At 70.8% G+C, this 24,002-nt stretch carries 20 protein-coding genes and 1 pseudogene; 14 read left to right on the forward strand and 7 right to left on the reverse strand.

Features of this window, described 5'->3' with window-relative positions; genetic code table 11:
* Window positions 1–9: 9 nt before the first annotated feature.
* Window positions 10–2,304 carry a beta-xylosidase/alpha-l-arabinosidase gene (locus STRCI_RS24500; protein WP_269661105.1) on the reverse strand — a complete coding sequence of 765 codons (2,295 nt, stop codon included), beginning with the start codon at window positions 2,302–2,304 and terminating at the stop codon, window positions 10–12.
* 122 nt (window positions 2,305–2,426) lie between these two features.
* Between STRCI_RS24500 and STRCI_RS24505 the strand changes: the two genes are divergently transcribed.
* From STRCI_RS24505 to STRCI_RS24520, 4 genes and pseudogenes are all read left to right on the forward strand, one after another.
* Window positions 2,427–3,491 carry a LacI family DNA-binding transcriptional regulator gene (locus STRCI_RS24505; RefSeq protein ID WP_269661106.1) on the forward strand — a complete coding sequence of 355 codons (1,065 nt, stop codon included), beginning with the start codon at window positions 2,427–2,429 and terminating at the stop codon, window positions 3,489–3,491.
* Between the two features lie 90 nt (window positions 3,492–3,581).
* The gene (locus tag STRCI_RS24510; RefSeq protein ID WP_269661107.1) at window positions 3,582–4,937 is read left to right on the forward strand and encodes a glycoside hydrolase family 10 protein; all 1,356 of its coding nucleotides are present in this window, start codon (window positions 3,582–3,584) and stop codon (window positions 4,935–4,937) included.
* 73 nt (window positions 4,938–5,010) lie between these two features.
* The gene (locus STRCI_RS24515; protein WP_269661108.1) at window positions 5,011–6,054 is read left to right on the forward strand and encodes an LCP family protein; all 1,044 of its coding nucleotides are present in this window, start codon (window positions 5,011–5,013) and stop codon (window positions 6,052–6,054) included.
* Between the two features lie 94 nt (window positions 6,055–6,148).
* Window positions 6,149–6,456, forward strand: a pseudogene (locus STRCI_RS24520) (DUF6596 domain-containing protein); the annotation flags it as partial.
* Here STRCI_RS24520 and STRCI_RS24525 read toward each other — a convergent pair.
* Window positions 6,453–7,613 (reverse strand): THUMP-like domain-containing protein, encoded by a 1,161-nt coding sequence (locus tag STRCI_RS24525; protein ID WP_269661109.1) that lies wholly within the window; start codon window positions 7,611–7,613, stop codon window positions 6,453–6,455. The pseudogene STRCI_RS24520 and the gene STRCI_RS24525 overlap by 4 nt on opposite strands.
* Window positions 7,614–7,703: 90 nt before the next feature.
* On the opposite strand from STRCI_RS24525, the gene STRCI_RS24530 reads away from it, so the two are divergent.
* The 4 genes from STRCI_RS24530 (at window position 7,704) to groL (ending at window position 11,598) form a co-directional block, all read left to right on the forward strand.
* Window positions 7,704–8,645: a polysaccharide deacetylase family protein gene (locus STRCI_RS24530; RefSeq protein WP_269661110.1), complete on the forward strand. Its 942-nt coding sequence runs from the start codon at window positions 7,704–7,706 to the stop codon at window positions 8,643–8,645.
* On the forward strand, window positions 8,642–9,337 hold the full coding sequence (locus STRCI_RS24535) for a polysaccharide deacetylase family protein (RefSeq protein WP_269661111.1): 696 nt from the start codon (window positions 8,642–8,644) through the stop codon (window positions 9,335–9,337). The genes STRCI_RS24530 and STRCI_RS24535 overlap by 4 nt, the downstream gene beginning before the upstream one ends.
* Before the next feature lie 206 nt (window positions 9,338–9,543).
* Window positions 9,544–9,852 carry a co-chaperone GroES gene (gene groES / locus STRCI_RS24540; protein WP_190072550.1) on the forward strand — a complete coding sequence of 103 codons (309 nt, stop codon included), beginning with the start codon at window positions 9,544–9,546 and terminating at the stop codon, window positions 9,850–9,852.
* 120 nt (window positions 9,853–9,972) lie between these two features.
* On the forward strand, window positions 9,973–11,598 hold the full coding sequence (gene groL, locus STRCI_RS24545; protein WP_269661112.1) for a chaperonin GroEL: 1,626 nt from the start codon (window positions 9,973–9,975) through the stop codon (window positions 11,596–11,598).
* 54 nt (window positions 11,599–11,652) lie between these two features.
* Here groL and STRCI_RS24550 read toward each other — a convergent pair whose 3' ends face one another.
* From STRCI_RS24550 to STRCI_RS24560, 3 genes are all read right to left on the reverse strand, one after another.
* Window positions 11,653–12,360, reverse strand: a complete 708-nt coding sequence (locus STRCI_RS24550; RefSeq protein ID WP_269661113.1) for an ester cyclase — start codon at window positions 12,358–12,360, stop codon at window positions 11,653–11,655.
* Between the two features lie 71 nt (window positions 12,361–12,431).
* Window positions 12,432–13,205, reverse strand: a complete 774-nt coding sequence (locus STRCI_RS24555; RefSeq protein ID WP_269661114.1) for an SDR family NAD(P)-dependent oxidoreductase — start codon at window positions 13,203–13,205, stop codon at window positions 12,432–12,434.
* An 88-nt stretch (window positions 13,206–13,293) separates the two neighbouring features.
* Entirely contained in the window at window positions 13,294–13,962 is a 669-nt protein-coding gene (locus STRCI_RS24560; RefSeq protein ID WP_269661115.1) for an MOSC domain-containing protein, read from the reverse strand.
* Between the two features lie 81 nt (window positions 13,963–14,043).
* On the opposite strand from STRCI_RS24560, the gene STRCI_RS24565 reads away from it, so the two are divergent.
* Window positions 14,044–14,976, forward strand: coding sequence for a LysR family transcriptional regulator (locus tag STRCI_RS24565; RefSeq protein ID WP_269661116.1), 933 nt, complete (start codon window positions 14,044–14,046; stop codon window positions 14,974–14,976).
* Between the two features lie 43 nt (window positions 14,977–15,019).
* Here STRCI_RS24565 and STRCI_RS24570 read toward each other — a convergent pair whose 3' ends face one another.
* The gene (locus STRCI_RS24570) at window positions 15,020–15,349 is read right to left on the reverse strand and encodes a WhiB family transcriptional regulator (RefSeq protein WP_269661117.1); all 330 of its coding nucleotides are present in this window, start codon (window positions 15,347–15,349) and stop codon (window positions 15,020–15,022) included.
* Window positions 15,350–15,729: 380 nt separating this feature from the next.
* On the opposite strand from STRCI_RS24570, the gene STRCI_RS24575 reads away from it, so the two are divergent.
* From STRCI_RS24575 to STRCI_RS24590, 4 genes are all read left to right on the forward strand, one after another.
* Window positions 15,730–16,341, forward strand: a complete 612-nt coding sequence (locus STRCI_RS24575; protein ID WP_003948568.1) for a response regulator transcription factor — start codon at window positions 15,730–15,732, stop codon at window positions 16,339–16,341.
* Between the two features lie 286 nt (window positions 16,342–16,627).
* Complete coding sequence (locus STRCI_RS24580; RefSeq protein WP_190072542.1) at window positions 16,628–17,215, forward strand: sigma-70 family RNA polymerase sigma factor; 588 nt, start codon at window positions 16,628–16,630, stop codon at window positions 17,213–17,215.
* A gap of 141 nt (window positions 17,216–17,356) precedes the next feature.
* Complete coding sequence (gene guaB, locus STRCI_RS24585) at window positions 17,357–18,862, forward strand: IMP dehydrogenase (protein ID WP_269661118.1); 1,506 nt, start codon at window positions 17,357–17,359, stop codon at window positions 18,860–18,862.
* 106 nt (window positions 18,863–18,968) lie between these two features.
* Window positions 18,969–20,093, forward strand: coding sequence for a GuaB3 family IMP dehydrogenase-related protein (locus STRCI_RS24590; RefSeq protein ID WP_269661119.1), 1,125 nt, complete (start codon window positions 18,969–18,971; stop codon window positions 20,091–20,093).
* Window positions 20,094–20,721: 628 nt separating this feature from the next.
* On the opposite strand, the gene STRCI_RS24595 is transcribed toward STRCI_RS24590, so the two are convergent.
* Complete coding sequence (locus STRCI_RS24595; protein WP_269661120.1) at window positions 20,722–21,930, reverse strand: nucleotide sugar dehydrogenase; 1,209 nt, start codon at window positions 21,928–21,930, stop codon at window positions 20,722–20,724.
* Window positions 21,931–22,223: 293 nt separating this feature from the next.
* On the opposite strand from STRCI_RS24595, the gene STRCI_RS24600 reads away from it, so the two are divergent.
* A complete protein-coding gene (locus STRCI_RS24600) occupies window positions 22,224–23,930 on the forward strand; it encodes a glycerol-3-phosphate dehydrogenase/oxidase (protein WP_269661121.1) in 1,707 nt (568 codons plus the stop codon).
* Window positions 23,931–24,002: the final 72 nt, after the last annotated feature.

A 24,002-nucleotide genomic window follows, 5' to 3' on the forward strand; every position in this document is an offset into this window, starting at 1 on the left:
CCCCAGAGCTCAGGACACCACCGCCTCGCACACCAGCCGTCGGTCCGGGCCGAGCACCCGTACCGGGCCGGAGAGAGTCAGTCGTGCCGTGTGCAGCACCTCCGCGCTGGATGTTCCCAACCGTAGTTCCAGCAGCCCGGGTTCGACCACCTTCACATTTGAACGGTCTGTGAAGGCCGAGAGGTCCGGATGGAAGCGGAAGGCCACCCGCCGGGACTCGCCGGGCGCCAGTTCCAGCCGCTGGTAACCGATCAGCCGGACATCGGGACGGGTCACCGAGGCCACCGGATCGTGCAGGTACAGCTGCACGACCTCCGCGCCCGCCCGGTCCCCGGTGTTGCGGACGGTCACGGCCATCTCGTACGAGCCGTCCGTGCCGATCTCCGCGTCGGCCGCCTCGGACTCCCAGGCGAAGCTCGTGTACGAACGCCCGTGCCCGAACGCGTACAGCGGGGTCGGGTCCAGATTGCTGACCTCGCCCGCCAGGCCCAACGGAGGCTGGAGATACGTCCAGGGCTGGCCGCCGGGCTCCCGCGGGACGCTCACCGGCAGGCGTCCCGACGGGTTGACCCGGCCCGACAGCACTCCCGCGACCGCCGGTCCGCCCTCCTCGCCGGGGAAGAAGGCCTGGACGACCGAGCCGAGGCGGCCCTGCCAGCGGCCGAGCGCGTAGGGGCGGCCGGTGAGCAGCACCAGCACCACCGGGACGCCGGTCGCCACCAGCGCGTCCAGCAACTCGCCCTGTACGCCCGGCAGTCGCAGGTCGCTCACATCGCAGCCCTCGCCCGAGGTGCCGCGCCCGAACAGGCCGGCCCGGTCGCCCAGCACCGCCAGACAGACGTCCGCCTCGGCCGCCCGCGCCACCGCCTCCTCGAACCCCGCTCCGTCGGGGTCGGACACCCCGCACCCCTCCGCGAACGTCACCTTGGCGTCCGGGAGTTCGGTACGCACCGCCTCCAGGACGGTCGGGATGTCGATGCCCATCGGGATGCCCGGGTGGTGGGTGAGGACATGGGACGGGAAGGAGTAACAGCCCAGCATCGCCAGGGCGTCCGCGGCGCGCGGGCCGACGACCGCGATCCGGGTGTCCGGGGCCAGCGGCAGCAGTCCGTCCGGGTTGTCCAGCAGCACCACCGACTCCTCGGCCAGGCGCCGGGCCAGGGCGCGGCCCGCGGTGGAGTCGAGGTCGACGCGCTCGGCCGGTTCCGGGTCCCAGTCCTCGTCCAGCAGGCCCAGTTCGCACTTCTGGAGCAGCACGCGACGGGCCGCCCGGTCCACCAGTTCCGCGGAGACCTCGCCCGCCCGGACCGCGTCCGCCAGGGGCTTGCCGTAGCACTTCAGGGTGGGCAGTTCCACGTCGATGCCGGCCGCCAGCGCCGCGTGCGCCGCCTCGGCGTCGGTGCCCGCCACCCGGTGCAGCGACCGGAGGAAGCCGATGCCGAAGTAGTCCGCGACGACCGTGCCGGTGAACCCCCACTGCTCCCGCAGGAGTTCGGTCAGCAGCCGGGGATCCGCCGAGGCGGGCACGCCGTCGGTCTCGGTGTACGCGGCCATCACACTGCGCGCCCCGCCCTCGCGCAGCGCCATCTCGAACGGCGGCAGCGTGACATCGGCGAACTCGCGCACCCCGGCCCGCACGGGCGCGAGATTGCGGGCGCCCGCGGAGGAGGCGTACCCGGCGAAGTGCTTGAGCGTGGCGATCACCCCGGCGGACTCCAGGCCCCGCACATAGGCGGTGCCGATGGTGCCGGTCAGATACGGGTCCTCGCCGATGGTCTCCTCCACCCGCCCCCAGCGCGGATCGCGTACGACGTCCAGGACGGGCGCGAGCCCCTGGTGGACGCCGACCGAGCGCAGGTCCGCGCCGATCCGGTGGGCCATCTCCTCGACGAGCGGCGGGTCGAAGCTCGCTCCCCAGGCCAGCGGCACCGGATAGGCGGTGGCCCGCCAGGTGGTGAACCCGGCCAGGCACTCCTCGTGGGCGACGGCGGGGATGCCGAAGCGTCCGGCCGCCGCGATCCGGCGCTGGGCGCGGGCGAGGGCCTGCGCGCCGAGTGCGGGGTCCACGGGGGCGGTGCCGAAGGAGCGGGTGAGCTGGCCCAGGCCGTGCGTGATCAGCTCGTCCCAGTCATAGTCGGCGGTCATCTCGCGTTGCAGCGGGGCGACTCCGTCGCCGTCCGTGGCGGCGCCCACCCACACGCCGTACAGCTGGGCGGTCTTCTCCTGAAGGGTCATCCGGGAGAGCAGGTCGTCGACGCGGGCGGAGGCGGGCAGTGCGGGGTCGCGCCAGGGGGCGGTGGTCATGAAACTCCTGTCGGGGCGGATGGCCTCTCGCGAATGTTTCGTTATTCACCTCGAATGTTCCGGGAACCTAGGGGCGGTGAGAAGGGTTCGTCAAGAGGGGGCGCAGGGATACGATCGCCGCCATGACACCCTCCGAGCCCGCTGAAACCCGGACGACAACCCGCGCGACAGGTCGGTCCGCGCAGACCGCGACGCTCGCCGAGATCGCCCGCGAGGCCGGCGTCTCGGCGCCGACTGTTTCGAAGGTCCTCAACGGCAGAGCCGATGTCGCCCCGGCCACCCGCAGCCGCGTCGAGGAGCTGCTGCGCGCCCACGGCTACCGGCGCCGACGCGCCGAGGCGAGCCGCTCGCCCCTGATCGACCTGGTCTTCCACGAGCTGGAGAGCGCGTGGGCGATGGAGGTCATCCGGGGCGTGGAGAACGTCGCCCGGGACGCGGGCCTGAGCGTCGTGCTCAGCGAGAGCATGGGCCGCCTGACCCCCGGCCGGACCTGGGCCGACCAGGTCGCCGCCCGCCGCCCGCACGGCGTGATCCTGGTCCTGTCCGGCCTGGACGAGTCCCAGCGCGCGCTGCTCACCAGCCGCTCCATCCCGTTCGTGGTGATGGACCCGGCGGGCGACCCGGGCGCCGACGTGCCCTCCATCGGCGCCACCAACTGGCAGGGCGGCCTCGCCGCCACCCGGCACCTGGTCGAACTCGGCCACACCCGGATCGGCGCCATCACCGGACCCTCCCGGATGATGTGCAGCCGGGCCCGGATCGACGGCTACCGGGCCGCCCTGGAGACGGCCGGACTGCCGGTCGACCCCGCGCTGATCCGGCCCGGCGACTTCCACCACGAGACCGGCTACCGGGAGGGCCTGAAACTGCTGCGCGGCCCCGACCGACCGACGGCCGTCTTCGCGGGCAACGACCTCCAGGCGCTCGGCCTGTACGAGGCCGCGCGCGAACTGGGCCTGCGCATCCCGGAGGACCTCAGCGTCGTCGGCTTCGACGATCTGCCGGTCGCGCGCTGGGTCGGCCCGCCGCTGACGACCGTACGGCAGCCGCTGACCGAGATGGCCGAGGCCGCGGCCAAGCTGGTGCTGGACCTGGCCAAGGAGGACGGGGATCGGGCGGCGACCCGGGTGGAGCTGGCCACGAGCCTGGTGGTGCGCAGCAGTACCTCGGTGCCGCCCGCGATGTGAGGGGCCCGTGTATTGACGGGTGTTCCGCGCCGCCACCACACTGCCCGAAGCCAGTCGGTTGAACGACCGAAACTTTCGGAGGCACCCGCAATGAGATCTCTGAGAACGGGCTCCACCCTGGCTTCACTCCTCGCCGGCGTCGCGCTGCTCGCGGGCACCCTGCTCGCGGCGCCCGCAGCGCACGCGGCCGACGAACCGCTGCGCGACCTGGCCGACGCCAAGGGCAAGGTGATCGGCACGGCGGTCACCGGCTCCAAACTCACCGGCACCTACGGCCAGATCGCCGCCGGTGAGTTCAACGCGTTGACCCCCGGCAACGCCATGAAATGGGGCTCGGTCGAACCCACCCGGGGCAGCTTCAACTGGGCCGAGGCCGACCAGATCGTGAACTTCGCCGAGGCCAACGGCCAGCAGGTGCGCGGCCACACCCTGGTCTGGCACAGCCAGAACCCGAGCTGGCTGACCAACGGCACCTGGACCACCGCCCAGTTGCGGCAGCTCATGACCGACCACATCGCCACCGAGGTCGGCCGCTACCAGGGGCGCCTGGCCACCTGGGACGTGGTGAACGAGCCGTTCAACGAGGACGGCACCTACCGGCAGACGCTCTGGTACAACGGCCTCGGCGCCGACTACATCGCCGAGGCGCTCACCGCGGCCCGCGCCGCCGACCCGAGCGCCAAGCTGTACATCAACGACTACAACGTCGAGGGCGTCAACGCGAAGTCCACCGCCCTGTACAACCTGGTCCGGGACCTCAAGGCGCGCGGTGTGCCGATCGACGGCGTCGGCCTCCAGGCCCATCTGATCCTCGGCCAGGTGCCGTCCACGCTCCAGCAGAACATCCAGCGCTTCGCCGACCTCGGCGTGGACGTGGCCATCACCGAGCTGGACATCCGGATGAACCTGCCCTCGGACAGCGCCAAGCTCGCCCAGCAGGCCACCGAGTACAAGCAGGTCGTCAACGCCTGCGTGGCCGTGACCCGGTGCGTCGGCGTCACCGTCTGGGGCTTCACCGACTCCGACTCCTGGATCCCGTCCACCTTCCCGGGCCAGGGCGCGGCGACCCCGTACGACGAGAACTTCGCGCCGAAACCGGCGTACCACGCCATCGCGGAGGCCCTCGGCGGCACCACCACACCGCCGCCGACGGACGCCTGCACGGCGACCTACAGCGTCGTCAACCAGTGGAACACCGGGTTCACCGGCCAGGTCCGGATCGCTTGCGACGGGGCCTCGCTGTCGTCCTGGAAGGCGACCTGGACCTACGGCGCCGGCCAGCAGCTCACCCAGTCCTGGAACGCGACCTGCACCCAGTCCGGATCCGCGGTCAGTTGCTCCAACGCCTCCTACAACGGCACGGTCCCGGACGGCGGTTCGGTGACCTTCGGGTTCAACGGGTCGTGGAGCGGGAGCAATCCGGTGCCGGTGGTGACGCTGGGCTGAGAAGTCTGAGAATTTCCCAAGAAACCGGTCCCGGACGCGCTCGCCGTAATAATTCGGACTTACGTTCCTGTCTGTGAGCGGAGACGAGGCGAACGGGGACGAGAGCAGAGCGGTGGGCCGGCGGTCGAGAGCGCTGAAGATCGCCGGCCTCACTCTCGCGGGGGTACTGGTGCTGGCCGCCGGGGCGGCGGGCTGGGCGTACTGGCACCTCAACGACAACATCAAGGGCGTCGACATCAACAGCGCGCTCGGCGACAACCGGCCGCGGAAGGCGACCCCGTCGGCCACTGCGGAGGCCGAGGTGCTGCCGACCGAGGCGCTGAACATCCTGGTCCTGGGCTCGGATTCGCGCGACGGCGCCGAGAACCAGGCGCTCGGCGGCGGCGACAGCGGCGGCGCCCGCTCCGACACCGCGATGGTGGTCCACCTGGACGCGGGCCGGTCCGAGGCGACGGTGGTGAGCATCCCGCGCGACACCCTGGTCACGCGTCCGTCCTGCCCGCTGGAGGACGGCGGCTCGACCGAGGTCGCCCACAACGCGATGTTCAACAGCGCCTACTCGGTGGGCGGTCCGGTCTGCGCGGTGAAGACGGCCGAGTCGATGACGGACGTCCGCATGGACCACTACGTCGAGATCGACTTCGCGGGCTTCGCGAACCTGGTGGACGCGCTCGGCGGGGTCACCGTCACCACCGAGGAGGACATCGACGACGAGGACAGCCACCTCACCCTGGAGGCCGGCACCCATCATCTCGACGGCGAGCAGGCCCTGGCCCTCGCCCGCACCCGGCACGGCATAGGCGACGGCAGCGATCTGGGCCGTATAGAGCTCCAGCAGCAACTGGTGAAGGCACTGCTCACGCAGATCTCCGCGACCGACCTGCTCACCGACCCCGCCAAGCTGTACCGGGTCGCCGACGCGGTCACCGGCAGCCTCACCACCGACACCGGCCTCGACTCCCTCACCGAGCTGACCGGGCTCGGCCGCAGCCTGCAAGCCCTGTCGGCGGACGCCGTGACGACGGTGACCCTGCCCGTCGTACGGGCACCGTCGGACCCCAACCGGGTGGTCGCGGAGGAGCCGGAGGCGGGCGAACTGTGGGCGTCGCTGCGCTGAGAACCTTTCGGCGAGGGTGCCGATGGGGCCGCCGCCGTTCGGCCAGGTCGTGAGGGGACCGGCCTCCCGGGCTCGGACCACGGACTGGATCCGTGTCGCCACCCGGACCATCCCCTTCGAGGTCCCCTACGGCCCCGACCGCGAGGCCCGCCTCGGCTCCGTCCTGGACGTCATCTGCCTGATCTTCAACGAGGGTTACGCCGCCACCGCGGGCGACGACTGGCTGCGCCCCTCCCTGTGCGAGGACGCCCTCCGGTTGGCCCGCGTGCTCTCCGCGCTGATGTCGAAGGAGCCGGAAGGCAACGGTCTGACCGCCCTGTTGGAGTTCCAGGCCGCCCGCACCGCCGCCGCTGGAACCGCATGCTCATCGCCCGCGGCGGCCTGCTGCTGCGCCGGGCTCAGACGGGCTGACCGACCAGCATGGTCGGCGCCCCGGCGACCCGGGTCAGGAACACCGTCGCGGCGTTGGGCCCCTGCGGCTTGACCTTCTTGCGCAGTTCCTCCGGCTCGACGGCCGACCCGCGCTTCTTGACGGTGAGGACGCCGACCTCGCGCTCGCGCAGCAGTGCCTTCAACTTCTTGACGTTGAAGTTGAGTTGGTCGGTGATCTCGTAGGCCGAGGCGTACGGGGTGGGGCGCAGGGTGTCGGCGGTGACGTAGGCGATGGTCGGGTCGATCAGCCCCCCGTCCAGCTCCTCGGCGGCCTCGGCGACCAGATGGGCGCGGATGACGGCGCCGTCAGGCTCGTACAAGTACCGCCCGACGGGCCGGACCTCGGGGTTCGGGAGCCCTCGGGAGAGGAGGGTGCGCGGGCCGGGGAGGAGCGTGGCGCGGACGGCGCCGGGCGCGGTGCCGAACCACAGCACGGCCTCCTTCACGTCGCCGCCGTCGGAGATCCACTCGGCCTCGGCCTCGGCGGGGATCGCCTCGTGCGGGACGCCGGGGGCGATCTTCAGGGCGGCGTGCGGTGCCTTCAGGGCCGCCTGGACGGCCCAGGACAGCGGAGGGGAGTAGGCCTCGGGGTCGAAGATGCGGCCCCGGCCGCCGCGCCGGGCGGGGTCGACGAAGACGGCGTCGTAGCCGGCCGTGTCCACCTCCATGACGTCCGCCTCGCGCACGTCGATCAGCTTGTCCAGCCCGAGCGCGTCGGCGTTGGCACGGGCGGCGGCCGCGGTCAGCGGGTCCCGGTCCACGGCCAGCACCCGGATCCCGGCCCGCGCCAGCGCGATGGCGTCCCCGCCGATCCCGCAGCACAGGTCGGCGACGGAGGTGACGCCAAGATCCCGCAGCCGCTCCGCGCGGTACGCGGCCACGCTCGCCCGGGTCGACTGCTCGACGCCGTTCGGGGTGAAGTACATCCGCCGCGCGTCCTCGGCCCCGAACTTCGCCTCCGCCCGCTGCCGCAGCCGGGCCTGCCCGAGCGCCGCCGACACCAGCTCGGCGGGGTGGTCCCGGCGCAGCCGGGTGGCTACGGCGAGTTCGTCGGCGGGGGCGGTGCCGCGCACCGCGTCGAGGAGGGCGCGGCCCTCGGGGGTGAGGAGGGGGGCGAGGTCGTTCACCGGGTCATTGTGGGCCAGTCGGTGGACGGTGTGCCCGCGGTGGCGGTGTCGGCCCGGGATCGTGGCGGGGGCCTGGGAGGATCCGGCCCCATGCGAGCAGTAGTACAAAATTACAAAAACCGGGCGCTTTGGGGAGTACGGGTACGCGGCGGTCTCGCCGTGCTGACCGCCGCCGCCATCGCCTCGGGCTGTGCGCAGAGCGAGAGCCCGGACAGCGGCTCACGCGCCCGCCCCGCCCCCGGCCGACAGCCCCTCCTGGACCCGCCCGCCCGCGCCCTGGACGCCTACGCGACCAGGCTGCGCGCCGCCGCCGCGGCCCGTGCCGCCGCGGCCAGGCGCTGGGGGCTGGCCAAGGTCCCGCTGACGGCCCCGGCGCCGCCCGCGAGGAAGCCGCGGATCACCACCCGCAAGGGCTTCGAGGTCGACGGCCACAGCGCGGACGGCCTGCCGCCGGTCTTCACCACGATCCCCACCGAGCAGAAGATCGTCTTCCTCACCATCGACGACGGCGCCGAGAAGGACCCCGCCTTCCTGCGCATGATGACCGAGCTGAGGATCCCGTACACCGCCTTCCTCAGCGACTACCTGGTCAAGGAGGACTACGGCTACTTCGAGCGGATGCAGCGCGCCGGCGTCGGTCTGAACAACCACACCCTGAACCACCCCTACCTGCCGGGCCTGTCCCACGCCCGCCAGAAGGACGAGATCTGCGGCATGCAGGACGTCATCGAGCAGCGCTACGGCAAGCGTCCCGTCCTCTTCCGGCCGCCCTTCGGCAGCTACAACCGGAACACCCTGCGCGCCGCCAAGTCCTGCGGCATCACCCACGCGCCCCTGTGGAACGAGGAGGTCTTCGTCGACCGCTGGGCCTACCGCGAGTGGGACCGGGACATCCATCCCGGCGACATCGTGCTCAGCCACTTCCGGGGCAGGGAGCACTGGAAGGGCACGATGCCCGACATGATCCGCCGCTTCCTCGACCGGATCACCGCCAAGGGGTACGCGGTGGCCCGTCTGGAGGACTACCTGTGAGGCCCCGGGGCCCGCTCGCCGGGATGGTGGCGGCCGTACTCCTGGCGGGCTGCGCCCAGGCCGCGGGCCCCTCCGAACGGCCGCCCCTGCGGGCCCCCGGAGCCGCCCCGGCCCCGGTCGTGCAGCGCGTCGCCACCGAGGACGAGGTCGTCTTCCTCACCTACGACGACGGCGCCGAGCAGGACCCCCGCTTCATCGACCTGGTCCGCGAACTGCGGCTCCCGGTCGCCATGTTCCTCACGGACAGCGTGGTCGGGCCGGGGTACGGACACTTCGCCCGCCTGCAGGCGGTGGGCGCGTCGATCCAGAACCACACCCTCGACCACACCGCCCTGCGCGGACTGCCGTTCGCCGGGCAGCGCGCCGAGATCTGCGGCCAGCAGGACAAGCTCCGCGCCCGCTTCGGCGTCCGGCCCCGCCTCTTCCGCCCGCCGCACGGCACGTACGACACGACCACACGGCGTGTCGCGGCCGGCTGCGGGATCTCGGCGGTGGTGCTGTGGCGGGCGTCGATGGACGGCGACGGCGAACTGACGTACACCGAGGGCCCCCGGCGCCTTGGTCCCGGCGACATCGTCTCGCTGCCCTCGCGGGATCCGACGGGGCTGAGCCTGACGGAGCGGACGACGAGGCTGCTGCGGGAGATCCGGGAGCGGGGGCTGAAGCCGGCCCGCTTGGAGGAGTACCTGTAGGAGCCGTCTTCGGGCTCCTCTCGGGGACGCGATTAGCAGTCCGCTTGACCGAGTGCTAATCGCGGTCATAGTCTCGGGTCTGGCACTCCCCCCTGGAGAGTGCCAACACACGCGACGGGCAGGTCCGGCACCCGCGACGACGGATCGACCTGGTCGCCACCTCAGACAGTTAACCCCGTGAGATCTCCGAAGGGGGAGGTCGGATCGTGACGACCACCAGCTCCAAGGTTGCCATCAAGCCGCTCGAGGACCGCATCGTGGTCCAGCCGCTCGACGCCGAGCAGACCACGGCCTCCGGCCTGGTCATCCCGGACACCGCGAAGGAGAAGCCGCAGGAGGGCGTCATCCTCGCCGTCGGTCCGGGCCGCTTCGAGAACGGCGAGCGTCTGCCGCTCGACGTGAAGGTCGGCGACATCGTGCTGTACAGCAAGTACGGCGGCACCGAGGTGAAGTACAACGGCGAGGAGTACCTCGTCCTCTCGTCCCGCGACGTGCTCGCGATCATCGAGAAGTAATTCACCGAGCATTTCTGCTTGACGAGCTGCGCCCCGGGCCCCCGCGACCTTATGAAGCCGGGCGTCAGGGGCGCAGTTCGCTTTTTCACCCACGTTTTCCGAGAGGGCTGAACCGCTCCCATGGCGAAGATCCTGAAGTTCGACGAGGACGCCCGTCGCGCCCTCGAGCGCGGCGTCAACAAGCTTGCCGACACGGTCAAGGTGACGATCGGCCCCAAGGGCCGCAACGTCGTCATCGACAAGAAGTTCGGCGCGCCGACCATCACCAACGACGGTGTCACCATCGCCCGTGAGGTCGAGGTCGAGGACCCCTACGAGAACCTCGGCGCCCAGCTGGTGAAGGAGGTGGCGACCAAGACCAACGACATCGCGGGTGACGGCACCACCACCGCCACCGTGCTCGCCCAGGCGCTGGTCCGTGAGGGCCTCAAGAACGTCGCCGCCGGTGCCTCCCCGGCGCTGCTGAAGAAGGGCATCGACGCGGCCGTCGCCGCCGTCTCCGAGGACCTTCTCGCCACCGCCCGCCCGATCGACGACAAGGCCGACATCGCCGCCGTCGCCGCGCTGTCCGCCCAGGACCAGCAGGTCGGCGAGCTCATCGCCGAGGCGATGGACAAGGTCGGCAAGGACGGTGTCATCACCGTCGAGGAGTCCAACACCTTCGGTCTGGAGCTGGACTTCACCGAGGGCATGGCCTTTGACAAGGGCTACCTGTCGCCGTACTTCGTGACGGACCAGGAGCGCATGGAGGCCGTCCTGGAGGACCCCTACATCCTCATCAACCAGGGCAAGATCTCCTCCATCCAGGACCTGCTGCCGCTGCTGGAGAAGGTCATCCAGGCCGGCGCCTCCAAGCCGCTGCTGATCATCGCCGAGGACGTCGAGGGCGAGGCCCTGTCCACGCTGGTCGTCAACAAGATCCGCGGCACCTTCAACGCGGTCGCGGTCAAGGCCCCCGGCTTCGGTGACCGCCGCAAGGCGATGCTCCAGGACATGGCGGTCCTCACCGGCGCCACGGTCATCTCCGAGGAGGTCGGCCTCAAGCTCGACCAGGCCGGTCTGGACGTGCTGGGCTCCGCCCGCCGCATCACGGTCACCAAGGACGACACGACCATCGTCGACGGCGCCGGCAAGTCCGAGGACGTCGTGGGCCGCGTCGCCCAGATCAAGGCCGAGATCGAGAACACCGACTCCGACTGGGACCGCGAGAAGCTCCAGGAGCGCCTCGCGAAGCTGGCCGGCGGCGTGTGCGTGATCAAGGTCGGCGCCGCCACCGAGGTGGAGCTGAAGGAGAAGAAGCACCGTCTGGAGGACGCCATCTCCGCGACCCGCGCCGCGGTCGAGGAGGGCATCGTCTCCGGTGGTGGCTCGGCTCTGGTCCACGCCGCCAAGGTGCTGGACGGCGGTCTGGGCAAGACCGGCGACGAGGCCACCGGTGTCGCCGTCGTCCGCAAGGCCGTCGTCGAGCCGCTGCGCTGGATCGCCGAGAACGCCGGCCTTGAGGGCTACGTCATCACCTCCAAGGTCGCCGAGCTCGACAAGGGCCAGGGCTTCAACGCCGCCACCGGCGAGTACGGCGACCTGGTCAAGGCCGGCGTCATCGACCCGGTGAAGGTCACCCGCTCCGCCCTGGAGAACGCCGCCTCCATCGCCTCCCTGCTGCTCACGACCGAGACCCTGGTCGTCGAGAAGAAGGAAGAGGAAGAGCCCGCCGCCGCCGGTCACGGCCACGGTCACGCTCACTGACACACGTCAGCACCGAGGCCCGGCACCCCGTGGGGTGCCGGGCCTCCGCGTTGCCTACTGCTCCAGCGCGTCCAGCGCGCCCAGCTGCTCCATCAGCCCGAGCCGGTCGTACTGCCACCAGCCCTCGGCGATCTTCCCGTCCGCGGTGCACCGGTGGACGGTCGTCCCGGTCATGGACACCTGCTTGCCGGTGGGGGCGATCCCCATGAAGTCGCCCTTGTGCAGACCGTTCCAGGTCCAGCGGGTGCACACCCGGTCGCCCTGGGCCATCTGGTCCTCGACGGTGAACGAGAAGTCGAACCCGGCCCGCCACATGCCCACCTCGCGCCGGATCGCGTCCATCCCGATGTTGTCCTGCGGGTTGGCCGGATCGTGGTCGTGGTAGTCCTCGATCAGCACGTCGTTGAAGGTGGGCGGGTCCCCCTTCGCGGCCACTTCCTCGAAGAACCGCCGCGCGGTCGCCGCGTACAACTGCTCGTCACGCACGACGTCCAGGTCGGTGAACGTCGGCATCTCGTCGCAGAGGGCGACCATCTCCCGGAAGATCTTGTCGGTCTCCGGCAGGTTCGAGTTCCGCATCGCCTCCTCGTACGACGAGAACTCCACGATCTCGATGAAGTGCGACGCGTCGGACCGGTCCTTGCCGATCACACTGTGCGTCGCGGTGCGCTTCCCCTTGGTCTGCTCGACCCACGTGTCCATCAGCCGGTTCATCTCGTCGAACCGGCTCGTTTTGCAGTCGATGAGCTGTACGAACGTCATGGCGCAGCCTCCGTCCCCCGAGGGTCCGGTCGAAACAGCTCCATTCTCCTCCGGTTCCCCGTGGGCGCGCCCTACTGAGGCCCGTACTTGCGGCCCGTGCGGGAGCTGATCCGGCCGAGCATCCCGCGCGGCACCATCTTCGTGACGCCCATCAGCGCCTTGTACCGGGCGTCCGGGATCGACAGCGTCCGGCCGCGCGCAAGATCGCCCAGCGCCGCCGCCACCAGCTTGTCGGCGTCCAGCCACATCCACCCCGGGATGTTGTCCGTGCCCATCCCGGCCCGCTCGTGGAACTCGGTGCGCACGAAGCCGGGGCACAGCGCCATCAGCCGGATCCCGGTGTCCGCCAGGTCCCGGGCCGCGCCCTGCGTGAACTGCACGACCCACGCCTTGGAGGCGCCGTAGGTCCCGCGCGGCACGAAGGCGGCGACCGAGGCGACGTTGACGACCCCGCCCCGGCCCCGCTCGCGCATCGCTCCGGTCGCGGCGGACGTCAGCCGCAGCACCGCCTCGCAGTGCACCTTGAGCATCTTCAGCTCATCGGCCATCGAGACGTCGAGATAGCGGCCCTTGTTGCCGAAACCGGCGTTGTTGATCAGCAGGTCGACGGGGTCGCGGGGGTCGGCGAGCCGGTCGGCGACCGTATCGATGCCCTCGTCCGTCGCCAGGTCCGCCGTCAGGACCTCCGCCTCGATGCCGTGCCGGTCGTGCAGCTCGGTCGCCTGCTCGCGCAGCCGCTTGGTGTCCCGCGCGACCAGGACGAGGTTGTGCCCGTCGGCGGCCAGCCGCCGCGCGAACGCGGCGCCGATGCCCGCGGTCGATCCCGTGATGAGAGCCGTTGTCATGACGCAAGGTTAGTGACCCGGACCAACGGAATCCGCTTTCTGTCCGTCTCCTGCCCAGGACCCACCCACCCCGCGGCCCTACGGCACGTCAGTTCCCGTGCTTCGCGACGTACTTCCGCGCCATGTCCAGCTCCTCCGGGTGCAGCGCCTCGCCCGCGGCCAGCAGCCGTGGCAGCAGATCCCGCTGCAGGGTCACCGCCCGGAACTGCAACGCCACCGTCACCTCGTGGTCCGGCCGGTGCACGATCTCCACGGCGTCACCCGCCCGCACCTCGCCGGGCTCGATCACCCGCAGATACGCGCCCGGCGCCCCCTTCGCCGTGAACCGCTTCACCCACCGCTCCTCGCCGATGTGGGCTTGGAACGTACGGCACGGAATCCGCCCGCTGGTCACTTCAAGCACCACCTCGGGCCCGATCCGCCAGCGCTCACCGATCAGCGCGCCGGAGACGTCCAGGCCGAGGGTGGTGAGGTTCTCGCCGAAGGAGCCGTTGGCCAGCGTCCGGCCCAGCTCCCGCTCCCAGTCGTCCAGGTCCTCGCGCGCCATCGCGTACACGGCCTGGTCGTTCCCGCCGTGATGCCGCGTGTCGCACACGTCGTCCCCGGCCAGACCGCTCGCCCCGGTCCCCTTCGGCCCCGGCGCCGCCACCCGCACCGGCCCGTCGACCGGCCGCTTGTCGATACCCGTCACGCCCTCGGGGTGGTCGGTGTAGGGGACGACCGTACGGCGGCCGAGGTTGAGAGAAAGAAGCTCCATGTGGGAAACGGTAGGCGACGGACGGTCAAAGTGTTCCCGCATTAATGGGCGCCTGGCCAAAGGCTCCCTTATCCTTGTGGCGTGATCGAGGCCCGACATCTCCGAGTGCTGCGCGCCGTCGCCGCCACCGGTTCCTTCTCCGCCGCCGGGCGGGAGCTGGGCTGCACCCAGCCCGCCGTCAGCCAGCAGATGAAGGCGCTGGAGTCGTCCGTCGGCACACCGCTGCTGATCCGCAGCGGCCGCGAGATGCGCCTGACCCAGGCGGGCGAGGCCCTCGTCCGGCACGCGGCCGGGATCCTCGCCGGACTCACCGCCGCCGAGGAGGAGGTCGCCGCCATCGCGGGCCTGCGCGCCGGACGGGTCCGGCTGGTCTCCTTCCCCAGCGGCAGCTCCACCCTCGTCCCCACCGCCCTCGCCGCCCTGCGCGCCGCCCACCCCGGCACCCGGGTCTCCCTGGAGGAGGCCGAGCCGCCGAAGTCGGTGGAGCTGCTGCGCGAGGGCGACTGCGACCTCGCCCTCGCCTTCCGCTACGAAGGAGCGGCCCAGGAAGGCGAATGGGACGACCTCGTCGTACGGCCCCTGCTCACCGACCGCCTCGTCGCCCTCGTACCGGAGCGTCACCGGCTCGCCCGCGCGGAGTCCGTGGCCATCGGCGAACTCGCCGCCGAGCCCTGGATCGCCGGATGCCCGCGCTGCCGCGGCCAGTTGGTCGAGGTGTGCGAGGGCGCCGGCTTCACCCCGCGCATCGACTTCGCCACCGACGACTACCCGGCCGTGGTCGGCCTGGTCGGCGCGGGCCTGGGCGTCGCGGTCCTGCCGCAGCTCGCGGTGGAGTCGGTACGGCCGCGCGGGGCCCGCATGGTGACCCTGGAACCGGCGGTACGACGGGAGATCGTCGCCCTCACCCTGCCCGACCTCGCCCAGGTTCCGGCGGTGACGGCGACCCTGGAGCAGCTGACGCGGGCGGCGCGGCGCCAAGTGCGGGACGCCCGGGGGCGGTCGGCGGCGCAGTAGTAAGGGCACGCGTGAGCGTGCCCCGAGTTGAAGAAACGTTACTTCAGTTGTTCGAGGCGGCCTCGCCGCCGCCGGCCGATGCCGCCACCAGCCGGTGACGCGCCCGCCCCATGAGCTCTTCGCGCTCGTCCTCGGTCAAGCCGCCCCACACGCCGTACGGTTCACGCACCGCGAGCGCGTGCGCCGCGCACTGGGCACGAACCGGGCACCTCATGCAGACCTCCTTGGCCGAGTTCTCGCGTGCGCTCCGAGCCGCACCGCGCTCGCCCTCAGGATGGAAGAAGAGCGAGCTGTCCACCCCGCGACAGGCAGCCAGGAGCTGCCAGTCCCACAGGTCCGCGTTCGGTCCGGGAAGGCGGGAGAAATCTGCCATTACGTGACCCCTTGTAGCCGTTCTGGGCGGATACGGTGTCCACGACCGTACAACTACGATCTAAGGAGATGAAAATATGACTCATTGCGAATCTAGCCTCAGACACCAGCAAAAGGGAAGAAAAAGGGCCGAATGGGGCATGGCTTGTGATGAAAGCTTGAGGGTCTGCCGTGCATGTCTGCACCGTGTCCGCCCCCTCACGTAGAGTGCCGAAGACGACGCACGGCCCCGTAACTCTTTCGAGTGACCGTCGTTGAGAGTGCGGAGGCGGTTGAAAGAACAAGCGCTCGGGCAGGCGTCCGAGACGGTCGACCGCACAGGTGACGATTCGTACCAGCCTGGAGGCTCAAGGTGACGTGCATCAGCTGCGGAGGGCGGCCATGACATCCGTCCTCGTCTGCGACGACTCCCCGCTTGCCCGAGAGGCGCTCCGCCGTGCGGTGGCGACCGTGCCGGGCGTCGAGCGTGTGACGACGGCGGCCAACGGCGAGGAAGTCCTCCGCCGCTGGGGCGCCGACCGCTCCGACCTGATCCTGATGGACGTGCGCATGCCCGGCCTGGGCGGCGTCGAGACCGTCCGGCGACTGCTGTCCGCCGACCCCGGTGCGCGCATCATCATGCTCACCGTCGCCGAGGACCTGGACGGCGTGGCCCTCGCGGTCGCCGCCGGTGCCCGCGGCTATCTGCACAAGGACGCCTCGCGCGCGGAGCTGCGGGCCACGGTGACACAGGCGCTCGCCGACCCGACCTGGCGGCTCGCCCCGCGGCGGCTGCGCTCCGCCGAGATGGGCGCGGCGCCGACGCTCACCGCGCGTGAGATCCAGGTGCTCGAAGGAATGAGCCACGGTCGCTCCAACGCGGAGATCGGGCGCGAGCTGTTCCTCTCCGAGGACACGGTCAAGACCCATGCGCGCCGGTTGTTCAAGAAGCTCGGTGCTTCGGACCGGGCGCACGCTGTGGCGCTCGGGTTCCGGTGGGGTTTGGTCCGCTAAGAGCTCGGTCCTGCGGGCCGTGGCTGTGTGCGGGTCGTTTTGTGGCTGGTCGCGCCCACGCGGCGGAGCCGCATAGGGATGCTGCCCCGCGCCCCTGTCGGGGCGCGGGTGCCCGTTTCGGCGCGGATGCCGCATCCTTGGAGATGTGGAGTCTCTCGGGGACGAGTCGGTCGAGCGGAAGGGGAGGGCGCAGGAGATGAGTTCCGGCGCACCTGCTCATAACGCTTCGGTGCACAACCATGGACGCGGTGCAACGGACCGCGACGCCGCAAGGCACCATGGACCGATGCGCGACGACGAGGCGGCCAAAGCCGCAGGGGCGATCGGTGCACTCGTCCATCGCGCCGTCGACGGGGACGAGCAGGCCACGCATGACCTGCTCGCCCATGTCCACCCTCTTGCTCTGCGCTACTGCCGCACCCGGCTCTCCCGGCTCCCGGGCGACGCCCGGCACTTCGTGGAGGACCTCGCGCAGGAGGTCTGCGTAGCCGTCCTGCTCGCCCTGCCGCGCTACCGCGACACCGGCCGCCCCTTCGAGGCGTTCGTCTTCGCGATCGCCGCGCACAAGGTCGCCGACCTGCAGCGCGCGGCCATGCGCCACCCCGGATCCACGGCCGTGCCCTCCGACGAGATGCCGGAGCGCCCCGACGACTCCCTCGGCCCCGAGGAGCGCGCCCTGCTCAGCAGCGACGCCGAGTGGGCGAAGAAACTGCTGGCCAACCTGCCGGAGAACCAGCGCGAGCTGCTGCTGCTGCGCATCGCCGTGGGGTTGACCGCGGAAGAGACGGGTCAGATGTTGGGAATGTCACCCGGAGCGGTGCGCGTGGCCCAGCACCGGGCACTGAGCAGGCTCCGGGCCCTCGCGGAGCAGTAACCGGCCTTTGCTGAACAGGCGCCGCCTTCACTCCGTACGAACATACGAAGCCCGGGGGTACCCGGAACCGTGGAATTTGCTACCCCCGCTTCCCGTTAGCATGGACATCCGCACCGATCAAGGCCATTTGGGGAAGGTGTCATGACTGCCAACGTCGACGGAGTGCCCGCCAAATTCGCGACACTCGGGCTGACCTACGACGATGTGCTGCTGCTGCCGGGCGCGTCGGACATGGCGCCCGACGAGATCGACACCGCCTCGTACGTCTCCAAGAACGTGCGGGTGAACATCCCGCTGCTGTCCGCCGCCATGGACAAGGTCACCGAGTCGCGGATGGCGATCGCGATGGCCCGCCAGGGCGGCGTCGGCGTGCTGCACCGCAATCTCTCCATCGAGGACCAGGCCAATCAGGTCGACCTGGTCAAGCGCTCCGAGTCCGGCATGGTGGCCGACCCGATCACCGTGCACCCGGACGCGACCCTCGCCGAGGCCGACGCGCTGTGCGCCAAGTTCCGCATCAGCGGCGTCCCCGTCACCGACGGCGACAAGAAGCTCCTCGGCATCGTCACCAACCGTGACATGGCCTTCGAGACGGACCGCTCGCGCCGTGTCCGCGAGGTCATGACGCCGATGCCGCTGGTCACCGGCAAGGTCGGCACCACCGGTGTCGAGGCCATGGAGCTGCTGCGCAAGCACAAGATCGAGAAGCTGCCGCTGGTCGACGACTCGGGCGTCCTCAAGGGCCTGATCACGGTCAAGGACTTCGTCAAGGCGGAGCAGTACCCGAACGCCGCGAAGGACGCCGAGGGCCGGCTGCTGGTCGGCGCCGCGGTCGGCGTGGCCGGTGACGCCTTCGAGCGCGCCCAGGCCCTGATCGAGGTGGGTGTCGACTTCATCGTCGTGGACACCGCGCACGGCCACTCCCGGCTGGTCGGCGACATGGTCGCCAAGATCAAGTCGAACTCGTCCGGCGTCGACGTCATCGGCGGCAACATCGCCACGAGGGACGGCGCCCAGGCGCTGATCGACGCCGGTGTGGACGGCATCAAGGTCGGCGTCGGCCCCGGCTCCATCTGCACCACCCGCGTCGTCGCCGGCATCGGCGTCCCGCAGGTCACCGCCATCTACGAGGCGTCCCTCGCCGCCAAGGAGGCCGGTGTCCCGGTCATCGGCGACGGCGGCCTGCAGTACTCCGGCGACATCGCCAAGGCCCTGGTCGCGGGCGCCGACACGGTGATGCTCGGCTCGCTGCTCGCGGGCTGCGAGGAGTCGCCGGGCGAGCTGATGTTCATCAACGGCAAGCAGTTCAAGTCGTACCGCGGCATGGGCTCGCTCGGTGCCATGCAGTCCCGCGGCGACCGCAAGTCGTTCTCCAAGGACCGCTACTTCCAGGAGGGCGTCGCCTCCGACGAGCAGCTCGTGCCCGAGGGCATCGAGGGCCAGGTCCCCTACCGCGGCCCGCTCTCCTCGGTCGTCCACCAGCTGGTCGGCGGTCTGCGCCAGTCGATGTTCTACGTCGGCGGCCGGACCGTGCCGGACCTCCAGGCCAACGGCCGGTTCGTGCGGATCACGTCGGCGGGTCTGAAGGAGTCGCACCCGCACGACATTCAGATGACGGTCGAGGCGCCGAACTACAGCCGCAAGTAGTCGCCGGTCTCACTCAGGGCGGTCCCGGGATGCTCCGGGGCCGCCCTCGCCGTGCCCGTCGGCGATACTGGTAGACGCTGCAACGCATCAGGGAAAGGCCACAGACGTGACTGAGATCGAGATCGGGCGCGGCAAGCGCGGCCGCCGGGCGTACGCCTTCGACGACATCGCCGTCGTCCCGAGCCGCCGTACGCGAGACCCGAAGGAGGTCTCGATCGCCTGGCAGATCGACGCCTACCGCTTCGAGCTGCCGTTCCTGGCCGCCCCCATGGACTCGGTCGTCTCCCCGGCCACCGCGATCCGCATCGGCGAGCTCGGCGGCCTCGGCGTGCTCAACCTCGAAGGCCTGTGGACGCGGTACGAGGACCCGCAGCCGCTGCTCGACGAGATCGCGGAGCTGCCCACGGAGGCCGCCACCCGCCGCCTCCAGGAGATCTACGCGGCCCCTATCAAGGAGGAGCTGATCGGGCAGCGCATCAAGGAGGTGCGCGACTCCGGCGTGGTCACGGCCGCCGCGCTCTCCCCGCAGCGCACCGCCCAGTTCTCCAAGGCGGTCGTCGACGCGGGCGTGGACATCTTCGTCATCCGCGGCACGACGGTCTCCGCCGAGCATGTCTCCGGTTCGCACGAGCCGCTGAACCTGAAGCAGTTCATCTACGAGCTCGACGTCCCGGTGATCGTCGGCGGCTGCGCCACGTACACCGCAGCCCTGCACCTGATGCGCACCGGCGCGGCGGGCGTCCTGGTCGGCTTCGGCGGCGGCGCCGCGCACACCACGCGCAACGTCCTCGGCATCCGTGTCCCGATGGCGACGGCGGTCGCCGACGTGGCGGCGGCCCGCCGGGACTACATGGACGAGTCCGGCGGCCGGTACGTCCACGTGATCGCCGACGGCGGCGTGGGCTTCTCCGGCGACCTCCCCAAGGCCGTCGCCTGCGGCGCGGACGCCGTGATGATGGGCTCCCCGCTGGCCCGCGCGACCGACGCGCCGGGCCGCGGCCACCACTGGGGCATGGAGGCCGTCAACGAGGAGCTGCCGCGCGGCAAGAAGGTCGACCTCGGCACGGTCGGCACCATCGAGGAGGTCCTGACGGGCCCGTCGCACACCCCCGACGGTTCCATGAACTTCTTCGGTGCGCTGCGGCGGGCGATGTCCACGACCGGGTACAGCGAGCTGAAGGAGTTCCAGCGGGTCGAGGTGACGGTGGCTGATTCGCAGCATCAGCGGTAGGTCTTACGACGCGGAAGGGGCCGGTTGCCTGGCGAGGCGACCGGCCCTTTCGCATGCCCGGCGTGGCGTGTGGTGGGGGCGCGTGGTTGCGTTCGGGGCGAATACGGGCTGGTCGGCAGGGTCGAGGGCGATAACGTCCGTATCGGCGCCCCAGGTTGCTGGAGCGCCCCCTTCCAAGGATTTGGTTCCGGACCCCGCTCCTCGGGGCCCGACCCGATTTCCAACGGACCGCCTACCGGGTCAATGGGCGGCGTCGTGGAAGGGGGCGCCCATGGGACGTCACCGCAAGCCCACTCGCTGGGATCGGATCCGTCTGTGGATGGTGAAGTGCCGGAGGAGGTGGATCTTGCGGATTTCCGGATGGTGAGCGGCCGCCCCCACACAACCTAGGGGCGGACACTCCGCGCACCACCCAGGAGCCTGCCGCAGTGACCGCTGCGGTGGGCTCCACCCAGTGGGTGGATTTGGTGAGCGGCCGCCGCCACGCAAACTAGGGGCGGACACTCCGTGAACCATCCAGGAGCCTGCCGCAGTGACCTCTGCGGTGGGCTCCACCTGTGTCCAAAGTACGGGCGCCGGGTGCCGCACGCCACCAGCCCCGAGGCTCAGTAACCCCGCGCGCCCCTCTTCACAACCTGTGCGCCGCCCCCGTAGGCGTAGCCCCCCGCGTGTCCAGCAGCAGTTGCGCCTTCACCGACAGCCCCTGCAAGTCGTACGTCCGATGCTGCTGGAGCAGGATCGTCAGGTCCGCGTCGGCCGCCGCCTCGTACAGGGAGTCCGCTCGGGGGAGTGGGCGGTCCAGGACGGTCCAGGACGGGATGTGGGGGTCGTGGTAGCTGACGGAGGCGCCGAGGCTCATCAGGCGGACGGCGACCTCCTCGGCGGGGGTGGACTGCTGGTCGGCGAGGTCCGCCTTGTAGGTGACTCCGAGGAGCAGTACGCGTGCGCCCCGCGCCGACTTTCCGTGCTCGTTCAGGAGGGTCGCGGCGCGCTGGACGACGTAACGGGGCATCTGGTGGTTGACCTGCTGGGCGAGTTCGACCATGCGCAGGGTGCGGCCGGTGTGGCCGGTCAGATCCTGGGGGACGCTGTGGCCGCCGACGCCGGGGCCGGGGCGGAAGGCGTGGAAGCCGAAGGGCTTGGTCTCGGCGCAGCGGATGACGTCCCAGAGGTCGACGCCCAAGTCGTGGCAGAGGACGGCCATTTCGTTGACGAGGGCGATGTTGACGTGGCGGAAGTTGGTCTCCAGGACCTGCACCGTCTCCGCTTCTCGCGGGCCACGCGCGCGTACCACCTTGTCGGTGAGCCGGGCGTAGAAGGCGGCGGCCGATTCCGTGCAGGCGGGAGTGAGACCGCCGATCACCTTCGGGGTGTTGGCGGGGGTGAAGTCGCGGTTGCCGGGGTCGACGCGGCTGGGGGAGTAGGCGAGATGGAAATCGCGGCCCGCGCGGAGGCCCGAACCTTCTTCGAGGAGGGGGCGCAGGAGCTCCTCGGTGGTGCCGGGCGGGACCGGTGACTCCAGGACGACCGTGGTGTGCGGGCGCATCCGGCCGGCCAGGGTACGGGCGGCGGCCTCCACCTGGGTGAGGTCGAGACCGCCGTCCGCCCCGCGCGGGGTCGGCGCGCAGATGACCGCGGTGCGCACCCGTCCGAGTTCGGCCGGGCTGGTGGCGTGCCGGAAGCCCGCCGCGAGCATGCGGCGCAGTTCGGCGGGGCTGAGGGAGCCTGATTCGGGCCCCGTGCGGTACCCGAGCGTGGGGATGCCGGCCGCCACGGCTGCCTGGGCCAGGGGCAGGCCGTACGGGCCGAGTCCGATGACGGCGAGATCTGCGGGCATGGCGTGGGCCGTCCTTCCCAGTAACCGAAGCGGGACAGGTGCGCAAGCCCGGTGGACAGAATGAGCGAGCGCAATGTCAGACTAGGAGTAAATATGACCGAAATACGGGATTGATCACCTGTGTCTTTCTGGCGAGTGGGCGACACCCGACGGACAGGTCCGTGAAAGTTGTCCACAGGCTGGGGGTGACTGGTGGCTGAAGTCGGGCAACCCGGTCAGAATTTGGGCATGGGGGATCCGAACGGGCCGCCCCCCACGGGAGCGGCCGGTGCGACCTACAGCGGGAGGCAGCGGTGAGGACAGCGACACTGGGGCCGGCGCAGCGCGCCGAGTCACTCGCATCAATGGCCGAGCGCGAGCTGGACGTGCTGGTCGTGGGAGCCGGCGTGGTCGGCGCGGGCACCGCGCTCGACGCGGTGACCCGGGGCCTGTCCACCGGTCTGGTCGAGGCGCGTGACTGGGCGTCGGGCACCTCCAGCAGGTCCAGCAAGCTGATCCACGGCGGCCTGCGCTATCTGGAGATGCTCGACTTCGCCCTCGTCCGCGAGGCCCTCAAGGAACGCGGCCTGCTCCTGGAACGCCTCGCCCCGCACCTGGTGAAGCCCGTCCCGTTCCTCTACCCCCTCCAGCACCAGGGCTGGGAGCGCCTCTACGCCGGTTCCGGCGTCGCCCTCTACGACGCCATGTCGATGGCACGCGGCCACGGCCGGGGCCTGCCCATGCACCGCCACCTGAGCCGCCGTCACGCCCTGCGCATCGCCCCCGCCTTGAAGAAGGACGCCCTCGTCGGCGCGCTTCAGTACTACGACGCCCAGATGGACGACGCCCGCTATGTCGCCACCCTCGTCCGCACCGCCGCCGCCTACGGCGCCAAGGTCGCCAACCGCGCCCGGGTCACCGGATTCCTGCGCGAGGGCGAACGCGTCGTCGGCGCCCGGGTGCAGGATGTCGAGGCGGGCGGGGAGTACGAGATCCACGCCAAGCAGATCGTGAACGCCACCGGCGTATGGACCGACGACACCCAGGCCATGGTGGGCGAGCGGGGACAGTTCCACGTCCGCGCCTCCAAGGGCATCCACCTGGTCGTGCCCAAGGACCGCATCCACTCGATCACCGGCCTCATCCTCCGCACCGAGAAGTCCGTCCTCTTCGTCATCCCCTGGGGACGGCACTGGATCATCGGCACCACGGACACCGACTGGGACCTCGACAAGGCACACCCGGCCGCCTCCAGCGCGGACATCGACTACATCCTCGAACATGTGAACTCCGTGCTCGCGGTGCCGCTCACCCGCGACGACGTCCAGGGCGTCTACGCGGGCCTCAGGCCTCTGCTGGCCGGCGAGTCCGACGCCACCAGCAAGCTCTCCCGCGAGCACACCGTGGCCCATCCCGTGCCGGGCCTCGTCGTGGTGGCGGGCGGCAAGTACACGACCTACCGGGTCATGGCCAAGGACGCGGTCGACGAGGCGGTGCACGGACTCGACATGCGCGTCGCCGAATGCGTCACCGAGGACATCCCGTTGCTGGGCGCCGAGGGCTACCGGGCGCTGTGGAACGCGCGGGCGCGCATCGCCGCCCGCACCGGGCTTCATGTGGTGCGCGTGGAACACCTGTTGAACCGCTACGGCGCGCTCACCGAGGAGGTACTCGACCTCGTCGCCGCGGACCCCTCACTCGGCGAGCCGCTGCGCGCGGCCGAGGACTATCTGCGCGCCGAGGTGGTGTACGCCGCCTCGCACGAGGGCGCACGGCACCTGGACGACGTCCTGACCCGGCGCACCCGCATCTCCATCGAGACCTTCGACCGCGGCACGCTCAGCGCCCGCGAGGCGGCCGAGCTGATGGCACCCGTGCTCGGCTGGGACAAGGACCAGATCGAGCGCGAGGTCGAGCACTACGAGAAGCGGGTGGAGGCGGAGCGGGAGTCCCAGCGCCAGCCGGACGATCTGACGGCGGACGCGGCACGGCTGGGGGCTCCGGACATCGTGCCGCTCTGACCGGTGGGGTCTGTCTGGTCCGGTGGTCCGCTCTTCACTCGAACGAGTGTCGTGAACTGGGATCTCTGTCCG

The sequence above is a fragment of the Streptomyces cinnabarinus genome (assembly GCF_027270315.1).
In the GTDB taxonomy this organism is placed as follows: Bacteria; Actinomycetota; Actinomycetes; order Streptomycetales; family Streptomycetaceae; genus Streptomyces; species Streptomyces cinnabarinus.

Excerpts from the sequence above, each read along its gene's own strand:
- STRCI_RS24560 (WP_269661115.1), bottom strand. The coding sequence starts at position 13,962 with ATGGAGCTTCTTTCTCTCAACCTCGGCCGCCGTACGGTCGTCCCCTAC.
- STRCI_RS24595 (WP_269661120.1), bottom strand. The coding sequence starts at position 21,930 with ATGCCCGCAGATCTCGCCGTCATCGGACTCGGCCCGTACGGCCTGCCC.
- STRCI_RS24550 (WP_269661113.1), bottom strand. The coding sequence starts at position 12,360 with ATGACGTTCGTACAGCTCATCGACTGCAAAACGAGCCGGTTCGACGAG.
- STRCI_RS24510 (WP_269661107.1), top strand. The coding sequence starts at position 3,582 with ATGAGATCTCTGAGAACGGGCTCCACCCTGGCTTCACTCCTCGCCGGC.
- STRCI_RS24500 (WP_269661105.1), bottom strand. The coding sequence starts at position 2,304 with ATGACCACCGCCCCCTGGCGCGACCCCGCACTGCCCGCCTCCGCCCGC.
- STRCI_RS24570 (WP_269661117.1), bottom strand. The coding sequence starts at position 15,349 with ATGGCAGATTTCTCCCGCCTTCCCGGACCGAACGCGGACCTGTGGGAC.
- STRCI_RS24555 (WP_269661114.1), bottom strand. The coding sequence starts at position 13,205 with ATGACAACGGCTCTCATCACGGGATCGACCGCGGGCATCGGCGCCGCG.
- STRCI_RS24575 (WP_003948568.1), top strand. The coding sequence starts at position 15,730 with ATGACATCCGTCCTCGTCTGCGACGACTCCCCGCTTGCCCGAGAGGCG.
- groL (WP_269661112.1), top strand. The coding sequence starts at position 9,973 with ATGGCGAAGATCCTGAAGTTCGACGAGGACGCCCGTCGCGCCCTCGAG.
- guaB (WP_269661118.1), top strand. The coding sequence starts at position 17,357 with ATGACTGCCAACGTCGACGGAGTGCCCGCCAAATTCGCGACACTCGGG.
- STRCI_RS24580 (WP_190072542.1), top strand. The coding sequence starts at position 16,628 with ATGCGCGACGACGAGGCGGCCAAAGCCGCAGGGGCGATCGGTGCACTC.
- STRCI_RS24530 (WP_269661110.1), top strand. The coding sequence starts at position 7,704 with ATGCGAGCAGTAGTACAAAATTACAAAAACCGGGCGCTTTGGGGAGTA.
- STRCI_RS24505 (WP_269661106.1), top strand. The coding sequence starts at position 2,427 with ATGACACCCTCCGAGCCCGCTGAAACCCGGACGACAACCCGCGCGACA.